This window comes from Deltaproteobacteria bacterium HGW-Deltaproteobacteria-2 (assembly GCA_002840505.1).
Classification (GTDB): domain Bacteria; phylum Desulfobacterota; class Syntrophia; order Syntrophales; family Smithellaceae; genus Smithella.
The window spans coordinates 1-23,184 of record PHBC01000009.1; the positions used below are offsets into that span (position 1 = coordinate 1).

Genomic DNA, 23,184 nt, shown 5'->3' on the forward strand with positions numbered 1-23,184 from the left:
TTCTACGGGTGTCATCGGCAAGCATCACTCTTGCGGTTTGATCTGCTCTGCAAATCTGATTAGCTATGTAATAAGAACTATACGGCTCTATTGCCATATGTTCAAGTCCACCTTTTCTAAGCAGTTTTTTGTTTAATGTTAGAAAATCGGTGTAATTTCTTTCATTGCATGTTTCCAGTTTTTTCCCTGTCAAGTATTCGATAACATCAGTTACAGTAAAATTGTTCGCGCCTATTTTCCCCATCAGATTGATCGTTGAGGGATTGTACATGATGTAGTATTTACTTACATTACTATGTTTTTTAGAGGATATATCAGATATTTTATCTGTCATTGAGATGTCCTCATAATCGATAAAAAGATAACGAATGTATTTCTTCAAAAAGTTTAGGGCAAATTATGCAAAAGCTAAGAGATGAGTCCAAAAAATCAATTTGAATATTTAAAAGATTACGGTTTAGATTTACCATAAAAATGAAAATATGGAAATTGTTGATAATAGAAGAAAAAAATATATTAAATTACGTTAAAGACAACAAACTTTCAGAATTCAATATTAATGTCATTGAGGAATTTATCAAACAGGACAAGGAAACAATAAAATTCTATGCTAAGTCATTGAAAGATAAGGAGGCCGGAATTAAAAAATTAAAAATTGAAAAGTTTGCCGCAATGGGAAAGAAATTAAAAATATGAAAGGCGGCTCAAGTTAATAATATCTAATCCGGGGATAAACAAGTCAGTGAGAAACAAGAATCCTGTCTTAGAGTTCTAATCTGCACAGGTACTGGTAAAATGGAGTTTTTCACTTAAAAAATATAAGGAAAAGAAAAAAGGGTTTTCAAATATTTGAAAACCCTTTTAAAAATGGTGGGCCGTGGGGGATTTGAACCCCCGGCCAATGGATTAAAAGTCCACTGCTCTACCGCTGAGCTAACAGCCCACTTTAGTTCTGAATGTGTCAAGCAGAAACTGCTACCGGCTTATTAAAAAGTCCATCTACTGCGTTGCGCTGCATCATTCGTCATTGCGGCGTATGAAAAAATACGCCTCATTTCTCATAATTTGCGCGCCTTGTATCTGGAGCTTTTTTATTAAGCCGTCCAAGTATGCTTAACGCATATAATTTTATTTTAAAATATTAAACTATAATTTGTTAAGAAAAGGATCCTCTAAAACAATTGTTTCTTCTCTTCCCGCTCCTACGGATACGAGCATAATTTTAGCTTCCGCCAGTTCTTCCAGTCTCTTCAAATATTTTCTGGCATTGGCCGGTAGTTCGCTCATTTCCCGTGCGTAAAGAATATCTTCCTTCCAACCGTCGAATTCTTCATAAACCGGCTGACAATCTGAAAGTACGCGAATACTTGCAGGTACGGCGTGAGTGAACGTACCTTCGGCAGATTTATATCCCACGCAGATTTTCAATTTGTCCAAACCGGATAAAACATCAAGTTTGGTGATGGCGAGTGCGTTTATACCGGAGACCCTGACCGCCTGCCGTACCAGTACTATGTCCAGCCATCCACAGCGACGTTTTCTACCGGTTGTTGCACCGAATTCCTGGCCGACCTGCTGCATATGATTTCCAACATCATCTTTTAACTCTGTAGGGAAGGGACCTTCTCCCACTCTGGTCGTATAAGCTTTGCAAATTCCAACGATTGTGTTGATCTTATTAGGTCCGATTCCATTGCCGCAGGAAGCATTGCCGGAAACTGTATTAGAAGAAGTCACATAGGGGTATGTTCCATGATCAACATCAAGTTGAGAGCCTTGTGCTCCTTCAAAAAGAATTTTTTTCCCCTGTTTTATTTCATGATCTAAAATCAAAGAAGTATCCGCCACGTAAGGTTTGATCTTTTGAGCACAGGTTAAATATTGAGTGGCGATTTCTTCTTCGTCAAGCGGCTTATCTTTATAATAATTTGTCAGCAGGAAATTTTTTTCTTTCAGGATTTGCTTCAATTTTTCCCGGAACAAATCTTCTTCATAAAGGTCGCCAATACGGATTCCCGTGCGGGCAACTTTATCTTCGTATGCCGGACCAATGCCTCTGCCCGTCGTACCAATTTTTTTACCCGAGGATTGGGCTTCGCGGGCCTGATCAATGCTACGGTGGTAGGGCATGATTAAATGAGCTTTTTCGCTGACGAAAAGTTTAGTATGAGGCGGCAGGAGATTCCCCTGCTGTAATTCTTCTATTTCCTGAAGAAAAACAAGAGGATCGAAAACAACACCATTACCGATAATGCAGATTTTACGGTCATGTAAAATTCCCGAGGGTATTAAATGTAGAATAGTTTTTTTGCCGTTGACAACTAGTGTATGTCCAGCATTATTTCCGCCTTGAAAACGAGCAACCACGTCGGCTTTTTCGGTATAAAGGTCAACAATTTTCCCTTTGCCCTCATCGCCCCACTGAGTGCCTATTACTGCAACATTAGCCATGATTTATTTCTCTTCAATAATAATTAAAGGTTTTTAATTTTTTCGTTGAAAACTTTTTCCAATTCTACAAGCGCCGTTTTGAGATCAGCCTCCTCGATAGTCGGACCGCACCAGAAACGGTAACCGGCTGGTGCTTCTTTATAGGAGTTGATATCGTGAGCGACATTTTTTTTGCTCAGATCTGAAGCGATGCTTTTTAGGAACTTGCTCTTTTCATCGTTGCCCAGTGCTTTGACCTTGGGATGAGTTACGCTCAGGCACACGGAAGTGTTAGAGCGAACTTTGGGATCATCGGCCAGAAATTCTATCCAGTCTGTTTTAGCGACCCAGTCGGATACGACTTTAAGATTGGCCTGACTTTTTTTGATCAGACCATCCAAGCCGAACTTGCCTGCCCATTCCAGAGCATCCAAATAGTCCTCCACGCAAAGCATAGAGGGCGTGTTGATGACATCACCGTCAAAGATGGCTTTGCTGATTTTGTCACCTTTTTTAAGACGGAAAATTTTGGGCATAGGCCAGGGCGGATCATAAGATTCCAAACGGGCGACAGCTCTCGGGCTTAAAATCATCATGCCGTGTGCGGCTTCGCCGCCCAGACATTTCTGCCAGGAAAAGGTTAAAACGTCTATCTTACTCCAATCAATTTCCATCGCAAAAGCAGCGCTGGTTGCGTCGCAAAGCGACAGGCCTTCACGGTTGGCTGGGATCCAATTGTAATCGGGAACTTTCACACCGCTGGTTGTTCCATTGGCGACAAAAACCACGTCATTTGTCCAGTCAACTTTGGAAAGATCCGGAATTTTGCCGTAATCGGCTTTGAGAACGGTAGGATTGAGCTTTAGTTGTTTGGCGACATCCGTTGCCCAGCCGTTGGAAAAACTTTCCCAAACTAATACGGTGACCGGTTTGGGGCCTAAGAGTGACCACATGGCGCATTCAAAAGCGCCGGTATCAGAAGCCGGAAGAATGCCCACAAGGTAATCCGCCGGAATGTTTAAGATTTTTCGCGTATCGTTGATGGCTTTAACGATTCTTTCTTTGCCCAGAGCGGAACGGTGTGAGCGACCGACCGGCGCGCTCTTCAGCGCGTCGATATTCCACGCTGGCCTCTTGCTGCAGGGACCGGAACTGAAATTAGGGTTTTGCATACTAAACATCCTTCAAGTAAAATTTTTAAACTTGCCATTCATATCAGTATTGAAATCTTTACTCAAGGAATTTTAGTTTGCTTTGCGGGGATCAGAAACAATTTTTGTCAATTGTTATTATATGTAATTGCTTGTAATAAAAAGATAAAACGTCAAAAACTAATTAACGAACAGAGATCACTTATTTTAAGGATAGTTATTTTTTATCTTTAATAAAGATAACTTTCTTTTTAGGGGGATTTTTTGAAAAATATTTACATCGCGCAATAATTATGATGGGTTTTCGTTATTGCTTCTTCTTTTTTTATTTCTTGGCCGTGGTTTCCTGTCTTTATTCTTTTGTGTAGAATTAATCGCCTGATCTGCGATGGCAATCGGTGCTGGCGGCGCGTGCAGAGATAGCTGATAGTAATCGTCCAGCAGCATTGTAATCAATTCCAGTTCATCCTCCGATTGGGCAAGATTACGCGCCAACGGCAAAAAACGCTTCATGCGTTCGATTTGAAGATTATCGCGGGAGCGCAGACGTGCTTCTAGAAGCGCCGTTATTCGTTCGGCGACAACCCTTTCCAGTTCGTCATCACCGGGTAAGGGACGTTCTTCCATGTTGATGTCATAAAAACGGGCAATACTCTGCAGTTTGAATTTTTCCATTTCCGCGACTAAAGAAATAGCTACTCCGCTTGATCCCATGCGTCCTGTTCGTCCGGCCCGATGAATGTAAGCTTCCGGATCCTCCGGCGGTTCATACTGGATAACATGAGACAAATCGGGGATGTCAATACCGCGAGCGGCAACATCGGTTGCCACGAGGAATCGCAGAGCCCCGCGCCGCACACGGGCCATGACCTTTTCTCGCATGCTCTGTGCCAGATCGGAACTGAGTTCATCGGCGTCATAACCAAAACGTTTAAGCACGACGGAAAGATAATGTACGGTGTCCTTTGTGTTGCAGAAAATAATGGCCGAAGATGGATTCTCGATTTCAATTATACGCACAAGCGACCGCTCTTTGCGCATGCCCGGAACGACATAATAAATGTGCTCGATTTCAGCAATATGCACCTGATTGCCGCTTAAACTCAATAATTTTGACTTATGCAGGAATTGATCGGATAAACGAATTACCTGCGGAGGGAACGTCGCGGAAAACATACTGCTGAGTATTTTATTCGAGGGTATGTATTTGCGAATTTTTACCATATCGGGATAAAAACCCATGGATAACATCCGGTCGGCTTCATCGAAAATCAAAATTTTAAGATGATCCAGCGAAAGGGTGTTTTTTAAAAGATGATCCAGAATACGTCCCGGCGTGCCGATCACAATTTGAGCGCCGCCGCGAAATGCTTCCAGTTGCGCGTTGTATCCCACGCCTCCATAAACCACTGCTATTCTAATATTTGTTCCCTGGGTCAGCATTTGGGCTTCTCGGGATACCTGAAGGGCCAGTTCGCGGGTGGGAACAAGCACGAGAGCCTGTGCAACATTTTGCTGCGCGTTAATTTTTTCTATAATAGGCAGGATATAGGCTCCGGTTTTGCCGCTACCGGTTCGGGACTGCACCATCATATCCTGGCCCGCTAAAAAATAAGGAATGGATTTGGCCTGCACGGGTACCAGAGTTTTCCATCCGGCGCGATCGCAGGCGTCGCGCATCTCGGTTGTTAGTTCTTCCATGGAAATTTCCGGCAGAACATCATCCGGCTGAATAGTCTTTTGATCCGTTTCTTTATTTTCTTCCATAATGAGTCCTCGATTTTCACAAGCAAAGCGTGGTAAAATTTGTAAGTCGTAGTGACACTCGCTAATCCCGATTACATCGGGAGAAGCGTAAGTGGAACTATCCAAATCCGATTTTTTGGAATCGGAAACTATCCCTGAACATTAGCGAAGGGGATTAATACCTTTTAATAATAATCTTTTGAGCTATTTATTTTAGTATCATTCAATAATCAAGAAGAAAGTTGGATTTCTTTTGATCTGGTCAAGTAAAATTAAGGACACCTAGTTAAGCTGCATTTGCTAATAACTGAATTCTAGGAATATTCATGATAAGAAATGTCAAGAGGAAACTGGAAATTTCCCAGATTTCTTAATTATTCTTTAAAATTTCAACAGTCTGCTATTTTTAAAATTCAACTCTATATTGACAGATATGCAGGGAAAAGTTTTAAACTTTCCCTGCTAACCTGAACAACATTAATATTATTGCAGTTTTAAAATAGTTTAGTCGAACGCCTAAATTTAACTTGACATCTGGATTGTGCTTCATTTATTATTAGTTATAAGACTAAACAGGAGGATTTTTATGAATATAGGTATTCCCAGAGAGATCAAGACCCGTGAAGGCCGTGTAGCCATGACCCCTGCGGGGATAAGGACTCTCGTGCAACACGGACATAATGTCCTGGTGGAAAAGGGAGCGGGTTTAGGCTCTTGCATACCGGATAACGCTTTCAAACAGGCCGGTGCCTCAATAATTGAAAGGGCTGAAACGGTCTGGGCGGATGCCGAAATGGTTATGAAGGTTAAAGAGCCTATCCATCCCGAATACGCATTTCTACGGAAGGATCTGATCCTTTTTACATATCTGCACCTTGCAGCCGATGAGAGACTCACTAACGAACTGCTTGACAGCAAAATCATCGGTATCGCTTACGAGACAATTCAACTCGATGACGGGAGTCTTCCCTTGTTAATACCAATGAGTCAGGTGGCTGGAAGACTGGCGATCCAGGTAGGCTGCGCCTGTCTGGAATCTCATCACGGCGGCAAGGGCATGCTGCTTTCCGGCGTTCCCGGTGTGCGCCCTGCGCGAGTGACTATCCTCGGCGCCGGCATAGCAGGAATCAATGCCGCTCATCTGGCGGTAGGTATGGGCGCTCAGGTAACCATTCTCGACATCAATCAGAAGAGGCTCAACTATCTTGCGGACATCTTTCATTCCCGTGCCGTACTTCTTATGGCCAATATTGAAAATGTAGAAAAGAGTATTATCAATTCCGATCTAGTCATCGCATCGGTGCTGATCGCCGGAGCAAAGGCCCCGCATCTCATTAGCCGCGAATTACTCAGAAAAATGGAACCGGGCTCTGTCATTGTGGATATCGCCATTGATCAGGGTGGATGTACCGAAACAAGCAAACCTACGACCCATGATAACCCCATTTACATTGAAGAGGGTATCGTACAATACTGCGTCGCCAACATGCCGGGCGCGGTGCCCCAGACATCAACATACGCACTGACCAACGCCACCATGCCCTATGTGGTGGAACTGGCGGACAAAGGATGGGAACGCGCTTTGCATGAGAACCAGCCTTTGTCGAAGGGACTTAATGTCCTCAAGGGTGCACTGACCAATCGCAAGGTGGCCGAGGCCTTTGGCAAGAAGTTTACCCCCTATCCGGAAATTGGAAGCGCCTAAAGGCAGTCACATATATATAGATGGATGGATTTAAAATATTTTCTTTAAAGGAGAAAAATATGAACCATCAGGCAGAGCTAGTGCTTAGTAATGCAGTGCTCTGGGCGTTGTGCCCCATGAAGAGATTTCCGGGTGGCATGCGCATTGTAGACGGCAAGATAATGCAGATTTACAACCGCGCCTCCATGCCGCAGCTACCAATGGCGGACCTCGGGGGCATGCATATCATACCGGGGCTTATCGATGCCCACCAGCATTTCTTCGTTTCTGCCCTGTTGCCGCTCTACGGTGACGCCGGGGCCTGGCGGTCCAAGGCAGACGCCCTGGCTGCCATCGAGGCCGCATGCCGGCCGGGTGGGACGGACAAACGCTGGGTCATGTTCTCAGGTTTAAACAACGCCATATGGAAGAATCCTGCCCTTCCCGGCCTAGCCGAGATCGATGCGATTGCTGCCTCAACGCCGGTGCTGGTTATCGATACCTCCCTTCACCACGGGCTTTTCTCGAGCGCGGCACTGATTCGCGCCGGAATCAACCGGCAGTCGCTCAAGTTTCCCACCGATGTCGATCTCACGTTTGCCGGCCGGCTCAAAGGCGCCATCTGGGAGGATGCCATGGGCCGGATGATCTTTGCCATGTACCGCGAGGTCATTCATAATTACAGCACCGAAGAGCGACGTAAGCTTATCCTGGATGCGGCCGAGCGCTGCCTGCGCAAAGGGCTGACGCATGTGCACGATCCGGGCGTTCCATCCGATGTCCAGCGGCTGCTCAAGGACGCCCAGCCGTACACCCCGCTTAAACTCAGCTGGTCCGTGACGGGTTATGAGGGTCTGTTCTCGCCGCTTGCGCTCAAGGACGATCTGGAGGCCCTCAATTCCCCGCATGCACCCAAGAGCGCGAAGTTCTTTCTGGACGGCGCCGCCCGCACGGCGTCTTCCATGCCGGTCATAGCGGGATTAAAGACCGCCTTGAAGGCTGCGAAGAACAGCGTGTTGCAGGGCAATGCAGCGCCGTTGCGCCAGCTGTTCGAACAGAAGATCATCCTGAAAAACGGGGAGCTGACGCTGCCCTACCAGCGCTACCCGGACACGGACGAGCTCATCAACTGGGCCGGGATGTTCGCGGACAAAGGCTATCGGCTGGTCATGCATGCCTTGGGCAATGTGGCGGCATGCCAGGCAGCTCAAGCGGTCCAGAACTTGGGCATGGGGGGCGGCTCATCAATCGAACACGTGACGCTCATGCACCCCGGTGGTTTGGATACCTTTGCCGGCTGCGGCGCTGTAGCATCACTCCAGCCTGGGTTCATCCCATTCTATGCCGAAACCATCGAGCGGATGGGCGCTATTCCCCCCTATCTGAAGGTGATCCCGTTGAGGAGTCTCATGGATCGGGGCGTTTCCGTCTGCATCAGTTCCGACGGACCATGCGCCTCGGATGATCCGCTGCACAACATCCGGCGGGCCGTCGATCGGAAGAGGATGGACGGCACAATGTTTGATCCCGGCGAGGCGATCAGCGAAATCGAGGCTTTGACCGCGGGCACGATCGGGGGAAGCCGTTCGCTGGGGCTAAAAAACGACGGTCTGGTCGAGGGAGCGGCGGCGACCTTCTGTGTCGTCGACGGAGACCCCTTCTCGGATAACAGCCGCGTGGTCCAGACATGGATCGACGGAAAACGGGCTTTTTAATATCGTAACGGAAAATTGTCTGAAAGGTTTTTAAACACTATTTATACAAGAAGGGAGGCTAAGATGTCAGATAAAATAAGTGTGACGATGGATCATGAGGAACGAGATTATATCCAGCAATTATTCGGCAAGCATATCTCTTGGGGACAGGTACGGTATCTGCGTTGTGCTAATATGGATGTATACGAGCGAACGCGAAAAGGAAGCACCTTCACCGACGCCGTCAGCGGCGTGCGGTTCTATGATTGCTTCAGCTCGGCAGGATGTTTTAATGTCGGCAGAGGAAATACCGAAATAATGGATACACTGCGTGATGCTCTAAATGACCACGATATGGGATCGCACGGACTCCTGTCCAAAGCCAAGGTTTCCTTTGCCATGAAACTTGCGTCTCTCTGTCCGGGGGATTTAAATAAAGTAGTCCTCTGCGCTTCAGGTGCGGATGCCTGTGCCGGGGCAATTAAGCTTGCCAAGGGAGCCACAGGCCGGAACGATGTAATCACCATGAAAAAAGCCTATCACGGCCATGAAGGCTTCAGCCTCTCGGCCAACGGCAAAGACTACTATAAAAATCTCTTCCTTCCACTCATGCCGGGGTTCCACTTGGTGGACTTCAACGATCTGGAAGAAGTTAAACGCCTTGCCGGAAAAAACATTGCAGCGATAGTGCTGGAGCCCGTGCAGGGCGAGGGCGGCATCCACGTGGCAACCATGGAGTACATGAAAGGCCTGCGGAAAATTTGCGATGAAAACGGCATCATGCTCATCTTCGACGAAGTTCAGACCGGCTTTGGCCGTACGGGAACGCTATGGGCTATGGAACAATACGGCGTAATTCCCGACATTATGTTTACGGCCAAGGCCATTAGTGGCGGTGTCTATCCTAACGGAGCTGTTGTTTACCGCGAAATTAAACCGCTGACCGAGTATGTGGAAGCCAATCCGCTTTTCCACTCTTCCCACGGAGGAGGCACAGACCTGGGCTGCATCGTCTCGTCTGCGGTGCTGGATTATATTGTGGAAAATAAGGTGTGGGAAAACGCGGCCAAAGTGGGCAAACGCTTCAAGGACGGGCTTAACGAAATAGGAAGGGCCAATTCCGACTTCGTCAAAGAGGTGCGCGGCTTGGGCTTGATGATCGGCATCGAGTATAAGTACGAATTTATCGGATCGCTGATGGCTGACTGCCTTAGCCGGAAAGGCGTCTGGGCGGTGTTTTCGGCCAACGCCCCGCAGGTCATGCGCTTCCAGATTCCCATCACCGCAAGCATGGCGGAAGTTGAAGACATTTTGCGCCGCATTAAGGCCGCGGTCAGGGCAATGCGCGGGTATCTTATCTTCCTGATACCCTTGGCCGTGATACCTTTCATGAGGAGAATTTTAGATAATGTGCATGTCCAGATCATTGTATTTAATCTACTGCGTGATATTGAGGAATTTGTCCGCAGACTCTTTCCGAAAAAACAGGAGGTGAAATTATGAAAAAAACCGCCACGCAAGGCCAAGTATCAAAAGAAGAAATATTTCGCAATGCTGAAAAAGTTTTTTCCATAAGTTTAGTAAATCTGCTGCGCGAAAAAGGTCATGACTTTCTGGAGCATGGATATGCCGATACTACCCTGAACGATTCGGACGGCAATCGTTATCTCGATTGCTGCACCTCAAGCGCCGCATTCAATCTTGGCCGAAGAAATGCCGCCATTATTAAACGCTTCAAGGAAGCCATTTATGAGACGGATCAGGGAAACTTCATCATGCCCTCCCAGGAGAAGACGCTGCTGGCCAGAAAGATTTCCGAATTTGTGCCCGGCAATCTGGATTGCGTGCTTTACGGCGTGACCCGCGGCGAATCCATGGAGGCCGCGTGCAAACTTGCCAGAGGATTTACTTCTCGTCCCGAACTGGTTACCATTGACGGAGCCTGTTACGGCGAATCGGGCTTCGCCCTTTCGCTTTCCGAAAGAAAGGGCAAGGAACAGTTCGGCCAACTCATCCAATCCGTTAAGGTCATTCCCTGGGGCGATATCGAAGCTGCCAGGCGGGTAATCGGGCAGGAAACCGCCGCCGTTGTCATGGAACCCATTCAGACGGAGAACCATTGCCGCACGGCTGATAAAAGCTATTATACTCAAATCCGGACATTGTGCGACGAGACAGGCGCCAAACTCATCTTTGACGAAACCCAAAGCGGATTCGGCCGCACAGGCACAAGATTCTTTTTCGAGCAGTTCGAAGTAAAACCGGATATATTGATTATCGGAGAAGCCCTCACATCCGGTATCTTTCCCATGACCGCAATGGTCTTTACCGCAGAACTCAAGGATTTCTTCGATATTCATCCTCTCATCCATTTATGCACCTTCGGCGGACATGATCTCGGATGTCTGGTGGCCATGACGGCGCTGGATGAATACAACCGGTTGAAGCCATGGGAAAACGCGGCGTATTTGGGAGATCTATTGATCAAAGAACTTTCTTCTTTGGCGAAAACAAGCAGCGGCAAGATTATTTCGGTGGCAGGCAGGGGCTTGCTCATATCGATTAAGCTTGCCGATAATAATATGGCCCTTAAATTTTGCGCCGCCGCGCGTATCGCCGGGATGCTGGTTGATACAGGCAGTGTGGACACAGGCACTGTTCTCATCAGGCCAAGCCTGCTTATCGACAGGGATGACGCGGACAAAATCTTGTATATCGTCGCCAGAACATTGCAGGCGATCTGAATCTGTAATACAATTTCCAAAGCATGGACTGGGCGGCGCACCCGCCCGGTTCTTGACCTCAACCGCAAATTATGACATAAAATTTGCACTTCTATACGGGATGGTGAGGATAAAATAATGGCGCGTAAGAATGTACAGGAAGAACGCAAGCTTCAGATTCTCAAAGCTCTGGATTCGTGTCTCCTGAAAAAATCCTTCGAAAAAACCTCCATCAAAGACATCGCGAGTGTCGCCGGTGTCAATCATGGAGTCCTGCATTATTACTTCACCAGCAAAGAAGACATTCTCCTGAATTATATCGACTACATAATGGATAAATATCAGGCGCTGGCCGGTGAACTGTTCGCGACCGTGAGTCCAGATAAGTTCACAAAGGAACAGTACATTGAAGAAGCCCTCGGATTCGTAAACAACCGCATTACACTCGACAAGAATCTCTCACGTATATTTATTGAGATATGGGAAATTTCTCTTTATAATAAAAAGGTAAAAGCCAAACTCCAGGAAACCTACATCCGCTGGATTGAGGAAGTAACATTCGTGATATCACATTATATAGACGACAAATCATATGCCCGCAATATTAGCATTGCCATGGTGGCCTTCTGGGAAGGCATGGCCCTGTTTTCCTCCGTCTTCCCCCGCGAAACTCTAAACATTGAAGTAGTCATCAAGAGATTTCAGGAGAAGTTGCTGGAGATCTTTTAGAAACCACATGGGATTTCTTTTAAGGCTGTACGGAAAGGTTTCAAGCCGTTGCCTGAAGAAGGAGAAATAAAATTTGAAAAAGAGCAAGACAGGTTTCTTTTGTCAGCATTGCGGTTACATGTCGCCAAAATGGTTGGGAAAATGTCCCTCCTGCAACGGATGGAATTGTTTTGCCGAGGAATTAATCAGCGAATCCGATTCCGGCAGCCGCTCGGAAATGAAATTTGACGGCAAGCCTCTTCCCATAGATGATCTTTCCGTTGAAGAAAGCAATCGAATCATTACAGGTATCGCCGAGATTGACCGTGTCCTGGGAGGCGGTATTGTCGGAGGTTCGGCAATCTTAATTGGCGGAGAACCGGGCATTGGTAAATCAACGCTCATGCTTCAAATGATGCATAATTTAGCGGGGCAGGGATTGAAAGTTTTATACGTTTCCGGTGAGGAATCGGCTAGTCAAATTAAGATGCGTAGCGAAAGGGTCGGAGCCGCATCCAAAGATTTACTGGTTCTGGTAGAGATTTCTCTGGAAAAGATTCTGGAGCAAATTAAAGCAGTTTCTCCGGCCGTTGTGGTTATTGACTCTATTCAAACTCTTTATTCGGGCGAACTCATGTCCGCTCCCGGCAGTGTCGGACAGGTACGCGAAGCTTCGTCAAGACTGATTCTTTTTTCTAAAAAATTTGGCATTCCTGTTTTTCTGGTCGGCCATGTAACAAAAGATGGTTCCATTGCCGGACCAAAAGTGCTGGAACACATGGTGGATACTGTTCTTTACTTCGAAGGTGACAGCTCTCATACTTATCGCATTGTCAGAGGTATAAAAAACCGTTTTGGACCGACAAACGAAATCGGAGTTTTTGAAATGCGGGATAAAGGGCTGAAGGAAGTACCCAACCCTTCCACTTTTTTTCTGGCGGAGCGGCCGCAAAATGTTGCCGGTTCTGTGGTTGTACCCTCTCTGGAAGGCACAAGGCCGATCCTGGTGGAAATTCAGGCTCTCGTTAGTTCCACAAATTTCGGAACTCCGCGCCGGACAGCTATCGGTGTCGATTATAACCGCGTTTCGCTTCTGGTAGCGGTACTGGATAAGATTTGCGGTCTGCATTTGAGCGGGTCGGACATTTTTATCAATGTCGCTGGTGGCGTCCGGGTGGAAGAACCGGCAGTTGATCTGGGAATAGTTGCCGCCATGACGTCGAGTTTTCTGGATAAGCCTATTGACGCGCGGACAATTGTTCTGGGAGAGGTGGGGTTGGCCGGAGAAGTTAGGGCTGTTTCGCAGATGGATGTGCGCGTAAATGAAGCGGCACGTTTGGGTTTTACCCGCTGTTTAGTTCCGAAATCAAACGCGGCACAACTGGGAAAAACAGCCAAAATGGATATTTGCAAAATCGGTTCTCTAAAAGAATTGCTGGAAAATTTATTTTAATTAGTATAAATGCCACAAGCATCTTGACATATGAAAAATGGTGCATAAGATACCCCTGTTAAAATCAGCACTCTGTTAAATATAATTACAAAAAGAAAGAAAGGAGCATAAAGAGTATGAAAATCAGACCTTTACAGGATAGAATCATTGTAAAACGTTTGGAAGAAGAACACAAAACAAAAGGGGGAATAATCATCCCTGACACAGCCAAAGAAAAACCAATCGAAGGAAAAGTCGTTGCCGTGGGCAAGGGCAAAGCTGCCGATGATGGCAAACTTATCAAACCCGAAGTCAGCGTGGGAGATAAAGTCCTTTTCAGCAAATACGGTGGAACGGAAGTCAAGATCGACGGCGAAGAATACCTGATCATGAGAGAAGAAGACATTCTCGGCATTATTGAAAAATAAGAAACTATTCAAGGAGGAATATATACAATGGGAGCGAAAATACTTCTTTATGATGAAGAAGCAAGAAAATCTATGCTGAAGGGCGTCAACACTCTGGCCGACGCTGTAAAAGTAACCCTCGGCCCCAAAGGCCGCAATGTTATTATTGATAAAAGTTATGGTTCACCCACCGTCACCAAAGACGGCGTTACCGTGGCCAAAGAAATCGAACTGGAAGATAAATTTGAAAATATGGGCGCGCAGATGGTCAAGGAAGTCGCCAGCAAAACAAGCGACGTCGCCGGTGACGGCACCACCACGGCGACCCTCCTGGCACAGGCCATTTATCGCGAAGGCGTTAAAGCCGTCGCGGCAGGCAGTAACCCGATGGATATCAAACGTGGTATTGATAAGGCTGTCGATGCTGTTGTCAAAGAACTCAGCAAGATGAGCAAACCCACCAAGGATCAGAAAGAAATCGCCCAGGTCGGCACCATTTCCGCCAACAACGATGAAACCATCGGCAATATCATCGCCGGTGCCATGGATAAAGTCGGCAAAGAAGGCGTCATTACCGTTGAAGAAGCCAAAGGTCTGGAAACAGAACTGGAAATCGTCGAAGGCATGCAGTTTGACCGCGGTTATCTTTCTCCTTACTTTGTCACCAACGCCGACAAGATGCTTGTTGCTCTGGAAGACGTTTTAATTCTGATTTACGAAAAGAAAATCAGCGGCATGAAAGATTTACTGCCTATTCTCGAACAAATCGCCAAAATGGGACGTCCTTTGCTGATTATTGCTGAAGATATCGAAGGCGAAGCGCTGGCAACACTGGTCGTCAACAAGATTCGTGGCACCATTCATGTGGCCGCGGTTAAGGCTCCCGGCTTCGGCGACCGTCGCAAGGCCATGCTCGAAGACATCGCCATCCTCACCGGCGGCAAGATGATTTCCGAAGACATGGGTTACAAACTCGAAAACGTAAAAATAGAAGATTTGGGACGCGCCAAGAAAATTACCGTTGATAAAGACAATACAACCATTATCGATGGCGCCGGGAAAAAAGCTGACCTGGAAGGCCGCGTCAAACAAATCCGCGCTCAGATCGAAGAGACCACCTCTGATTACGACAGAGAAAAACTTCAGGAAAGACTGGCCAAACTGGTCGGCGGTGTGGCCGTAATCAAAGTCGGCGCTGCAACGGAAACAGAAATGAAGGAAAAGAAAGCGCGCGTTGAAGATGCTCTGCATGCCACCCGCGCGGCAGTAGAAGAAGGTATTGTTCCCGGCGGCGGTGTTGCTTATCTGCGCACTCTGCCCGTTTTAGCTAAAATGGTTCTGGAAGGCGATGAACAGATCGGCGTCAACATTATCAAGAAAGCGATTGAAGAACCTATCAAGATGATCGCCTGCAATGCCGGCCTTGAAGGCAGCATTGTGGTTGAAAAAGTAAAAGAGAAGAAAGGCGCCTTTGGTTTCAATGCCCGTACCGATGTGTATGAAGACATGATCGCGGCCGGTGTTATTGATCCTACCAAGGTTACCCGTTTTGCTCTGCAGAATGCGGCCTCGGTTGCGGCTTTACTACTTACCACTCAGTGCATGATTGCTGATAAGCCCGAAGAGAAGGGCGCAGGTGGTGGAATGCCCGGTATGCCTCCAGGTGGTGGATATCCAGGAATGGGCATGTAAACCAAGCCGCTTCCTACGGCTACCTTTGTTGGCATCGTCGTCGGCTTCCTCAACGTATTAATGATACGCCTGCGGAACCTCCTCCTTGCCGCCTCGGTATCCTGATGAAATTGGCATGGTTTGAAGCCGATTGTAAAATTATGAAAAAGCCTCTTGTCCGGTTGGATAAGAGGCTTTTTATTTTCAAGAAAAACACCACAATCTATAAGATAATCTTTACGGCCCGGTGGGCTTTCAGGGCTTCATAAATGGCTGTTCGGTGAGATTCGCTTTCTACTAATAACTCAACGTTCAGGCAGTGATATTTTGCCGCCGTGCTGCTGCGTGAATGAAAAATTTTATAGGCGCGGTCAAGGATGATTTCCGATACTGCCTGCCGCATTTCATCCGCATCGGGACCGATGATCTTGTAAACCCAAAGGCAGGGGTACTTCAACTGAACCCTTCGCTTTTCGCTATCCGGCACCTTATTACATTCTCCCTATTACTTTACTGATTCAATAAAATAAGCTTTAATTTAAATCAAGATTTTCTTGCCGCTTCGTTATCCTTATGACCGGATGCGCAACTAAAGGGCGCGCAATAGAAATAAGATTTTTCACCCTACCGGGAAGTGATGTCGAACATGCGGCGGCTTCCGAGCGAATGGTATAAATGTTTCGCAGTATTGTTGTAGTTTTGAAGTTAATAGAAGTAATGGATTTGTCAAGAAATTTATAGAAATAAATATCAGAGTTGTACTTGAAAGTCGCTAAGTTATATGATAGTGCACTGCAACGGAACCGAGCAGGATTGATTTGACGTTTTGATGTTAAGAATGATCAGGTTTCCATCTGCATCATTTTTAATTATATAATTGCTATAGGGTACGTCCTTGAGCAATGGCAAAATTTTCGCGGTTTAGCCGCTATTTTTTTTAAGATGTAAGGAGTAACATAAAATGGATTACAAAGAGACCTTGAATCTTCCCCAGACTGATTTTCCGATGAAGGCGAATCTGGCTCAGCGTGAGCCTCAGATGCTCAAAAAATGGGAAGATATGGATATTTATAAGAAAATCAGACAGATGGCCACAGGCAAAAAGCCTTATATTCTGCATGATGGTCCTCCTTACGCCAACGGCAATATTCATTTAGGCACTGCGCTCAATAAAATAATTAAAGATATAGTTGTTAAGTCAAAAAACATGGCTGGCTTTGACGGCGTGTATGTGCCGGGCTGGGATTGCCACGGCCTGCCTATAGAGCATCAGGTGGATAAAGAACTGGGCGCCAAGAAGGCGACGATGTCGCAGGTAGAAAAACGCCGCGCCTGCCGTGTTTACGCGGAAAAATATGTCAACATTCAGCGCGGACAATTCAAACGTCTGGGTGTTTTTGGCGAATGGGATAATCCCTATTTGACAATGGCCTATCCCTATGAGGCGGCGACTGTTGCCGAATTCGGCAAGCTTTACCTCAACGGCAGTGTTTACAAAGGAAAGAAACCCGTTTACTGGTGCGCTACCTGTAAAACCGCGCTGGCGGAAGCGGAAGTGGAATACGCCGATCATTCCACGCCATCTATTTATGTCAAATTTAATTTTATCTCTGATGTCAGTCAGATTTTGCCGAAACTTGCCGGTCAGAAAGTTTCAATGGTTATCTGGACAACCACGCCCTGGACGATTCCGGCTAATCTGGCGATTGCCGTTAAGGATGATTTTATCTACGCCGCGGTGAAAATTGATGATGAAGTGCTGATTATCGCCAGGGACATGCTGGATTATTGTCTGGACGCTTTCGGTTATCGCGGTAAGCCCTACGAAATTATCGATGAATTCAAGGGCGAAGTTCTGGAAGGACAGAAATGCGTTCATCCGCTGATCAAAAGACACAGTCTTTTAATTCTGGCGCCATTTGTCACGCTGGAGGCCGGAACCGGCGCTGTGCATATTGCTCCCGGTCATGGACAGGAAGACTATGAAATCGGTCTGGAATACGGCTTGGATAATTACGCGCCGGTAGACGATGCGGGAAAATTCACGGAAGATGTTGAACATTTCGCCGGCCAGTTTGTTTTCGACGCCAATGACAACGTCATTAAAAAGCTGGATGAAGTAGGTGCGCTAATGGGGCATGTGCCGATGCAGCATTCCTATCCGCATTGCTGGCGCTGCAAGAAACCAATCATTTTCCGTTCCACGGAACAGTGGTTCATCTCGATGGAGAAAAACGATCTGCGCAAAAAAGCGCTGGCCTGCATCAATGAAGTTAAATGGATTCCCTCGTGGGGACGCGACCGTATTTACGGTATGGTAGAAAACCGTCCAGATTGGTGTATCTCGCGTCAGAGACTGTGGGGAGTGCCGATTACCGTTTTCTACTGCGCGAAGTGTAAAAACGAAGTGATGACCAAAGAAATCATGAATCATCTTGTTGAGCTGGTGAACAAGGGTGGCGCGGATGTCTGGTTTGAAAAAGAACCGAAAGATCTGATGCCCAAACATACAACTTGCCCTCATTGTCACGGAACCGAGTTTACCAAGGAATTGAATATTCTGGACGTCTGGTTTGATTCCGGTGTGTCTCACGCGGCAGTGCTGGAAAAACGTCCTGATTTAAGTTCACCTTGCGATATGTATTTGGAGGGTTCCGATCAGCACCGAGGCTGGTTTCATTCCTCGCTTCTGGAATCCGTGGGTACGCGTGGCCGCGCGCCTTACAAAAGCGTACTTACCCATGGTTTTGTCGTGGACGGCGAAGGCAAAAAAATGTCTAAGTCCGTCGGCAATGTCATCGGAGCCGAAGAAGCTATCGACAAATACGGCGCGGAAATTTTGCGTCTGTGGGTAGCGGCTGAAGATTACACCGATGACATTCGTATTTCGGATGAAATTCTTAAACGCCTGATGGAAGCTTATCGCCGGATTCGCAACACCAGCCGGTTCATTCTGGGCAACCTTTACGATTTTAACGTGGATAAAGATGCAGTCGACTATGATCAGATGAGGGAGATGGATCAGTGGGCACTGCATCGCCTGCAGGAAGTTATCAAGAGAGTGACGGAAGCTTATGAGCGTCATCAGTTCCATGTGGTTTTCTATACGCTATACAATTATTGTACCGTTGATTTGAGCGCTCTTTACCTTGATGTCTTGAAAGACCGTCTCTATACCAACAAGGCTGCCTCCACTGTACGCCGCTCCGGTCAGACCGCAATGTTTATAATTCTGGATTCGATGACCAGATTGCTCGCGCCGATTCTTACCTTCACCTCCGAAGAAGTCTGGTCGGCGATGCCTCCCTGGAGTAAAAAAGAGGAAAGCATTCATCTGGCTCAGTTCCCGCCGGTTAATGAAAAATATTTGAATACCGAACTTGGTGAGCGTTGGAAGGCGATGATTGACGCCAAAGCAGAAATTGCCAAAGCTGTCGAGCAGGCAAGGAAAGAAAAAATTATCGGTCATTCACTGGATGCCCGTATCACCGTCGCGTCGCCGGAAAAAATGAGCGCTTTATTCGCTTCACATCTGGAAGATATGCGCGCGTTGTTGATTGTGTCACAGTTGCAATTGGCCGATGCGAAGGATATTGCCACGCCTTTCAAGAGTGAAGAAATCGAAGGTCTGGTAATTGGTGTGGAAAAAGCCCGCGGCGGCAAATGCGAACGCTGTTGGATCTATGAAGAATCCGTCGGTTCGGACGCGAAACATCCGACAGTTTGTTCTCGCTGTTTGCCGAATTTATAGAAAATATTCTTTAAGGAGATCTCCTTGAAAAAAAATATCATAATTTTTATTCTTGGTGCTGCTGTAGTCGTTGCTTTGGATCAAATAACGAAAGCTGCTATTGTGGGAAATTTTTCGATACATGAATCACACACTGTTATTGATGGTTTGTTTAATATTGTGTATGTGATGAATCCCGGTGCCGCCTTTGGATTTCTGGCCGATGCTTCCGAAACTTTCCGCCGTATTTTCTTTATTGGAATTACCGCGACAGTTATTCTGCTGATCATTTATTACATAGTGAAAAGCAGCTTGCAGAATACGCTTTATGTGATATCTCTGACGCTTATTTTTTCAGGCGCTGTCGGAAATCTCATTGACCGGATACGTTTCGGTGCGGTGGTTGATTTTCTGGATGTCTATATCGGGACAGCCCACTGGCCGGCGTTTAATGTCGCGGATTCGTCAATTTCCGTGGGAGCTGTATTAATGATTTGGGGTATGATTATAAACCGAAAGAAAGCAACCTAGTTTTGGTACTATTCCTGAATTTACTGGAAATTATCTTTATTGCTTTGTTCCTTTTAATCTATCCAATTCTTCTTTATAGCGTTCAGCTTGAGCTTTTACCGATTCAATTTCTTCCTGGGCTTTTTCCAATTTTTCTTCTTGTCTTTGTCTTTCTTCTCTGATTTTTTCTTGAAGTTCATCTAATCCTACATAAATGGCCAAAGCTCCGCCTAGTAGTAAAAAAATGGGGAACGCTCCCTTAACAAGAGTTATAAAATCTGACCAGCAGAATATTAAACTGATCAACCCGAGGATGGCGGAAATGATTCCGCCGATGAGCAGAGACATAAGCATACCTCCGGTAAATATGACAAATTAATTGAATCTTAATAAATTATGGTTATTTTTTATCATAAAAAAAATGTTTCAACAAGCCGGAAATAGATGACTATTAAGGTGAAAATGGTGAAAATATTTCTTGATTTAAAGCAATTCATCATTTAAATATAAGAATTTAGAAAAGATATGAGGATAATATGATTGAGCCAGATTTTGCCAAAGGGGATGGTTTAGTCCCTGCTATTGTTCAAGATGCTGAAACTAAAGAAGTTCTTATGATGGCTTACATGAATAGTGAATCATGGCAAGCCACCTTAAAAACAGGTAAAGCTACTTATTGGAGCCGGTCACGCCAGAAGCTCTGGTTAAAAGGTGAAACTTCAGGAAATTTTCAATTGATCAAGGCGGTTTTTATTGATTGCGATAACGATACAATTTTGTTGCAGGTCAAACAAATTGGAGAAGCTGCCTGTCATACAGGATACAGATCGTGTTTTTATAGAAAACTAAGTGGTGAAAATTTTGTTGCTGTTGGAGAGAAGGTTTTCAATCCAGAGGAAGTATATAAATGAAAGTTTTGAAATTAGGTATTCCCAAGGGTAGTCTGGAAGCAAATACTATAGATTTGTTTAAAAAAGCCGGCTGGCGTATAACCAGTGATGCTCGCAGTTATTTCCCGGATATAGATGATCCGGAAATTTCGTGTAAACTGGTTCGAGCTCAGGAAATGTCGCGTTATGTGGAGGATGGCACGCTTGATCTCGGCCTCACTGGAATTGACTGGATCATGGAGAATTCATCGGACGTTGTTGTCGTGCAGGATTTGATTTATTCCAAGGTATCGACACAGCAGGCACGCTGGGTGCTGGTTGTCCGTGAAGATTCACCTTACAAATCAATGAAGGATATGGAAGGCAAGAGAATATCAACCGAACTGGTGAATTTTACGAAAAAGTATTTCGCCGAAAAAAACATCAATATTCATGTGGAATTTTCCTGGGGTGCGACGGAAGCCAAGGTTGTTGAAGGTTTGGTGGATGCCGTTGTGGAAGTAACTGAAACCGGTTCAACAATTAAAGCAAATAAATTGCGAATTATTCACGAGCTGATGAAAACCAACACGCAGTTAATTGCTAATCGCGCCGCTTGGAAGAATCCATGGAAACGAAAAAAAATCGAGCAAATAGCTACGATGCTCAATGGTTCTTTACAGGCAATGGGCAAGGTGGGACTGAAACTAAATGTTTCCAAAGAAAATTTGAAAAAAGTTATGTCTTTGCTACCTTCGCTCAAATCTCCCACGATTTCCAGTTTATCTTCGGACAAGTGGTTTGCCATAGAATCTATTGTCGACGCGAAAATCATGCGAGATTTAATCCCCAAACTTCTGGAAGCAGGAGCGCAGGGTCTAATTGAATATCCTTTAAACAAAGTTATTTAGCGGAGAAAACAATCATGGACAGAAAAGCGAAAATTAGCCGCAAAACAAAAGAAACCGATATTAATCTTGAGATTGATCTGGATAAAACCACGGGAAGCAGGATTGATACAACAATTCCTTTTTTTAACCATATGCTGGAACTCTTCGCGCGCCACGGCTTTGTTAAACTCGTTGTTAAAAGTACGGGTGACACGCACATTGATGACCATCACTTGATCGAAGACCTGGGAATTTGCCTGGGAAAAGCTACTGCGCAGGCTCTAGGTAACAAGATAGGCATTAATCGCTACGGTTCCGCTTGTGTGCCTATGGATGAATGCCTGTGTCAGGTGGATATGGATATTTCCGGTCGTCCCTATTTAATTTACAATGTTAAATACGGACGCTGCAAAATCGTTGGATTCGATCCGGCTCTGGTTAAAGAATTTTTTAAAGCGTTTACGGATAATAGCGGAATTACATTGCATATAAATTTTTTGTATGGCGATAATGGTCACCACATTGTTGAGGCGATATTCAAATCTTTTGCCCGTGCCTTTAGAAACGCTGTAGCTTTAAATGAAAATATTAAAGGTGTTCTTTCCACAAAAGGAAGGCTTTAGTAAGTTAGAATTTGCTTTCTGTTAGAAAGTAAATTCATTAACGCATTCATTCCGCAGGAGCGGGACTTATCCCGTTTATTGGGGTAAAAGAGGGAGGTTAAACATTGCTTAATAATTTTTCGGAGAAAATTAACTGTGTTGCGGGTTTTCTTTTGGTCGTTTTTCTGGCTTTTTCGACCACAGTTCAGGCCCAGGAAAAGAATGCGGGAAACACTAAACCTCTAATGCGGACAGCCGTAATATCTTTTCAACCATTGACCGCTGGAGATGGGCAGGGCAACACAGTGATTTGCCCGATTTGCGGCATAGGCTATTCCAGTGGGAAAATATTGAAAGGATCAGAGAATATAGTTGAAGAAATATTTGTTGATAAGCTTCATGAATTGAAAGGAATGGAATTAATTCCCTCGGATAAAGTACAGGATGTCTATAAAATAATTGCTTCCGAATCGATGAAGGAACCTTTGGTGAACGTTTTTAAAAAAGTTGGCAAGGAATTGGGAGCGGATATTGTAGCCGTGGGTTATGTTTACCGTTATATAGAGAGGGAAGGTTACAAATATTCAGTGGAGCATCCTGCCTCTGTATTTTTTGAAATTCATTTGATTAACACTATCGACGGTAGGATAATTTGGAAAGGATTTTTTGACAGAACGCAAAAGTCATTAATGGAAGATGTTTTCCAAATATCTTCGTTCTTCAAAGGTGGTGGTACTTGGATGACTGCACGCCAATTGACGGAACAAGGTATGAATAAAATTTTTGAAACGTTTCCTGGTGTTGAACATTAAGCATGCTTTTCAAAATACTATAATTCAAGTGATCCCATCTGATTATTGGTTTTTTAAGTAAATGATTTAAATGCCGTCTATATTTAAATTGACTGTGTCTTGTTTTAAGAGATAATTATTTTTAT

Annotated in this window: 21 protein-coding genes and 1 tRNA gene; 15 read left to right on the plus strand and 7 right to left on the minus strand. The window is 45.5% G+C overall.

Annotation, left to right across the window (positions count from 1 at the left end; all coding sequences use genetic code 11):
• Positions 1-334: hypothetical protein (locus tag CVU62_14245; protein PKN36482.1), on the minus strand; the 334-nt coding region annotated here is incomplete at its 3' end.
• A gap of 140 nt (positions 335-474) precedes the next feature.
• Between CVU62_14245 and CVU62_14250 the strand changes: the two genes are divergently transcribed.
• Positions 475-696, plus strand: a complete 222-nt coding sequence (locus CVU62_14250; GenBank protein ID PKN36483.1) for a hypothetical protein — start codon at positions 475-477, stop codon at positions 694-696.
• A gap of 172 nt (positions 697-868) precedes the next feature.
• On the opposite strand, the gene CVU62_14255 is transcribed toward CVU62_14250, so the two are convergent.
• The 4 genes from CVU62_14255 to CVU62_14270 all read right to left on the minus strand — a co-directional run bounded on the left by CVU62_14255 (position 869) and on the right by CVU62_14270 (position 5,348).
• A tRNA-Lys gene (locus CVU62_14255) sits at positions 869-943 on the minus strand.
• A gap of 203 nt (positions 944-1,146) precedes the next feature.
• Entirely contained in the window at positions 1,147-2,451 is a 1,305-nt protein-coding gene (locus CVU62_14260; GenBank protein ID PKN36484.1) for an adenylosuccinate synthase, read from the minus strand.
• Positions 2,452-2,474: 23 nt separating this feature from the next.
• Positions 2,475-3,611, minus strand: coding sequence for a phosphoserine transaminase (locus CVU62_14265; GenBank protein ID PKN36485.1), 1,137 nt, complete (start codon positions 3,609-3,611; stop codon positions 2,475-2,477).
• 261 nt (positions 3,612-3,872) lie between these two features.
• Positions 3,873-5,348: an ATP-dependent helicase gene (locus tag CVU62_14270; GenBank protein PKN36486.1), complete on the minus strand. Its 1,476-nt coding sequence runs from the start codon at positions 5,346-5,348 to the stop codon at positions 3,873-3,875.
• A gap of 565 nt (positions 5,349-5,913) precedes the next feature.
• Here CVU62_14270 and ald point away from each other — a divergent pair.
• The 8 genes from ald to groL all read left to right on the plus strand — a co-directional run bounded on the left by ald (position 5,914) and on the right by groL (position 15,667).
• On the plus strand, positions 5,914-7,032 hold the full coding sequence (gene ald, locus CVU62_14275) for an alanine dehydrogenase (GenBank protein ID PKN36487.1): 1,119 nt from the start codon (positions 5,914-5,916) through the stop codon (positions 7,030-7,032).
• A 20-nt stretch (positions 7,033-7,052) separates the two neighbouring features.
• The gene (locus tag CVU62_14280) at positions 7,053-8,726 is read left to right on the plus strand and encodes a hypothetical protein (protein PKN36488.1); all 1,674 of its coding nucleotides are present in this window, start codon (positions 7,053-7,055) and stop codon (positions 8,724-8,726) included.
• A 63-nt stretch (positions 8,727-8,789) separates the two neighbouring features.
• Complete coding sequence (locus tag CVU62_14285; protein ID PKN36489.1) at positions 8,790-10,208, plus strand: hypothetical protein; 1,419 nt, start codon at positions 8,790-8,792, stop codon at positions 10,206-10,208.
• On the plus strand, positions 10,205-11,449 hold the full coding sequence (locus CVU62_14290; GenBank protein ID PKN36490.1) for a hypothetical protein: 1,245 nt from the start codon (positions 10,205-10,207) through the stop codon (positions 11,447-11,449). Before CVU62_14285 ends, CVU62_14290 begins: the two co-directional genes overlap by 4 nt.
• A 117-nt stretch (positions 11,450-11,566) precedes the next feature.
• A complete protein-coding gene (locus CVU62_14295; protein PKN36491.1) occupies positions 11,567-12,157 on the plus strand; it encodes a hypothetical protein in 591 nt (196 codons plus the stop codon).
• 73 nt (positions 12,158-12,230) lie between these two features.
• Complete coding sequence (locus CVU62_14300) at positions 12,231-13,589, plus strand: DNA repair protein RadA (protein PKN36492.1); 1,359 nt, start codon at positions 12,231-12,233, stop codon at positions 13,587-13,589.
• A gap of 107 nt (positions 13,590-13,696) precedes the next feature.
• Positions 13,697-13,996, plus strand: coding sequence for a co-chaperone GroES (locus CVU62_14305; GenBank protein ID PKN36493.1), 300 nt, complete (start codon positions 13,697-13,699; stop codon positions 13,994-13,996).
• A gap of 27 nt (positions 13,997-14,023) precedes the next feature.
• Complete coding sequence (groL, locus tag CVU62_14310; protein PKN36494.1) at positions 14,024-15,667, plus strand: chaperonin GroEL; 1,644 nt, start codon at positions 14,024-14,026, stop codon at positions 15,665-15,667.
• Positions 15,668-15,869: 202 nt separating this feature from the next.
• Here the strand turns inward: groL and CVU62_14315 are convergent, their stop codons facing one another.
• Complete coding sequence (locus CVU62_14315) at positions 15,870-16,133, minus strand: DUF493 domain-containing protein (GenBank protein ID PKN36495.1); 264 nt, start codon at positions 16,131-16,133, stop codon at positions 15,870-15,872.
• A 474-nt stretch (positions 16,134-16,607) separates the two neighbouring features.
• Here CVU62_14315 and CVU62_14320 point away from each other — a divergent pair, with 474 nt between their 5' ends.
• The gene (locus CVU62_14320; protein ID PKN36496.1) at positions 16,608-19,397 is read left to right on the plus strand and encodes an isoleucine--tRNA ligase; all 2,790 of its coding nucleotides are present in this window, start codon (positions 16,608-16,610) and stop codon (positions 19,395-19,397) included.
• Positions 19,398-19,421: 24 nt separating this feature from the next.
• Positions 19,422-19,907: a signal peptidase II gene (gene lspA, locus CVU62_14325; GenBank protein PKN36497.1), complete on the plus strand. Its 486-nt coding sequence runs from the start codon at positions 19,422-19,424 to the stop codon at positions 19,905-19,907.
• A gap of 36 nt (positions 19,908-19,943) precedes the next feature.
• Here the strand turns inward: lspA and CVU62_14330 are convergent, their stop codons facing one another.
• Positions 19,944-20,234, minus strand: a complete 291-nt coding sequence (locus CVU62_14330; protein ID PKN36498.1) for a hypothetical protein — start codon at positions 20,232-20,234, stop codon at positions 19,944-19,946.
• A 188-nt stretch (positions 20,235-20,422) separates the two neighbouring features.
• Here CVU62_14330 and CVU62_14335 point away from each other — a divergent pair, with 188 nt between their 5' ends.
• The 4 genes from CVU62_14335 to CVU62_14350 all read left to right on the plus strand — a co-directional run bounded on the left by CVU62_14335 (position 20,423) and on the right by CVU62_14350 (position 23,059).
• Positions 20,423-20,797 carry a phosphoribosyl-AMP cyclohydrolase gene (locus CVU62_14335; GenBank protein PKN36499.1) on the plus strand — a complete coding sequence of 125 codons (375 nt, stop codon included), beginning with the start codon at positions 20,423-20,425 and terminating at the stop codon, positions 20,795-20,797.
• Positions 20,794-21,666 carry an ATP phosphoribosyltransferase gene (locus CVU62_14340; protein PKN36500.1) on the plus strand — a complete coding sequence of 291 codons (873 nt, stop codon included), beginning with the start codon at positions 20,794-20,796 and terminating at the stop codon, positions 21,664-21,666. Before CVU62_14335 ends, CVU62_14340 begins: the two co-directional genes overlap by 4 nt.
• 14 nt (positions 21,667-21,680) lie before the next feature.
• Positions 21,681-22,268: an imidazoleglycerol-phosphate dehydratase HisB gene (locus CVU62_14345; protein PKN36501.1), complete on the plus strand. Its 588-nt coding sequence runs from the start codon at positions 21,681-21,683 to the stop codon at positions 22,266-22,268.
• A gap of 104 nt (positions 22,269-22,372) precedes the next feature.
• The gene (locus CVU62_14350) at positions 22,373-23,059 is read left to right on the plus strand and encodes a hypothetical protein (GenBank protein PKN36502.1); all 687 of its coding nucleotides are present in this window, start codon (positions 22,373-22,375) and stop codon (positions 23,057-23,059) included.
• Positions 23,060-23,184 lie beyond the last annotated feature (125 nt).

What these genes read in the sequence shown, in the direction of transcription:
- CVU62_14260 (PKN36484.1), bottom strand. Translation starts at nt 2,451, where the DNA reads ATGGCTAATGTTGCAGTAATAGGCACTCAGTGGGGCGATGAGGGCAAA.
- CVU62_14320 (PKN36496.1), top strand. Translation starts at nt 16,608, where the DNA reads ATGGATTACAAAGAGACCTTGAATCTTCCCCAGACTGATTTTCCGATG.
- groL (PKN36494.1), top strand. Translation starts at nt 14,024, where the DNA reads ATGGGAGCGAAAATACTTCTTTATGATGAAGAAGCAAGAAAATCTATG.
- CVU62_14270 (PKN36486.1), bottom strand. Translation starts at nt 5,348, where the DNA reads ATGGAAGAAAATAAAGAAACGGATCAAAAGACTATTCAGCCGGATGAT.
- CVU62_14340 (PKN36500.1), top strand. Translation starts at nt 20,794, where the DNA reads ATGAAAGTTTTGAAATTAGGTATTCCCAAGGGTAGTCTGGAAGCAAAT.
- CVU62_14280 (PKN36488.1), top strand. Translation starts at nt 7,053, where the DNA reads ATGGATGGATTTAAAATATTTTCTTTAAAGGAGAAAAATATGAACCAT.
- CVU62_14285 (PKN36489.1), top strand. Translation starts at nt 8,790, where the DNA reads ATGTCAGATAAAATAAGTGTGACGATGGATCATGAGGAACGAGATTAT.
- CVU62_14345 (PKN36501.1), top strand. Translation starts at nt 21,681, where the DNA reads ATGGACAGAAAAGCGAAAATTAGCCGCAAAACAAAAGAAACCGATATT.
- CVU62_14290 (PKN36490.1), top strand. Translation starts at nt 10,205, where the DNA reads ATGAAAAAAACCGCCACGCAAGGCCAAGTATCAAAAGAAGAAATATTT.
- CVU62_14335 (PKN36499.1), top strand. Translation starts at nt 20,423, where the DNA reads ATGATTGAGCCAGATTTTGCCAAAGGGGATGGTTTAGTCCCTGCTATT.
- ald (PKN36487.1), top strand. Translation starts at nt 5,914, where the DNA reads ATGAATATAGGTATTCCCAGAGAGATCAAGACCCGTGAAGGCCGTGTA.
- CVU62_14330 (PKN36498.1), bottom strand. Translation starts at nt 20,234, where the DNA reads ATGTCTCTGCTCATCGGCGGAATCATTTCCGCCATCCTCGGGTTGATC.
- CVU62_14265 (PKN36485.1), bottom strand. Translation starts at nt 3,611, where the DNA reads ATGTTTAGTATGCAAAACCCTAATTTCAGTTCCGGTCCCTGCAGCAAG.
- CVU62_14295 (PKN36491.1), top strand. Translation starts at nt 11,567, where the DNA reads ATGGCGCGTAAGAATGTACAGGAAGAACGCAAGCTTCAGATTCTCAAA.
- CVU62_14250 (PKN36483.1), top strand. Translation starts at nt 475, where the DNA reads ATGAAAATATGGAAATTGTTGATAATAGAAGAAAAAAATATATTAAAT.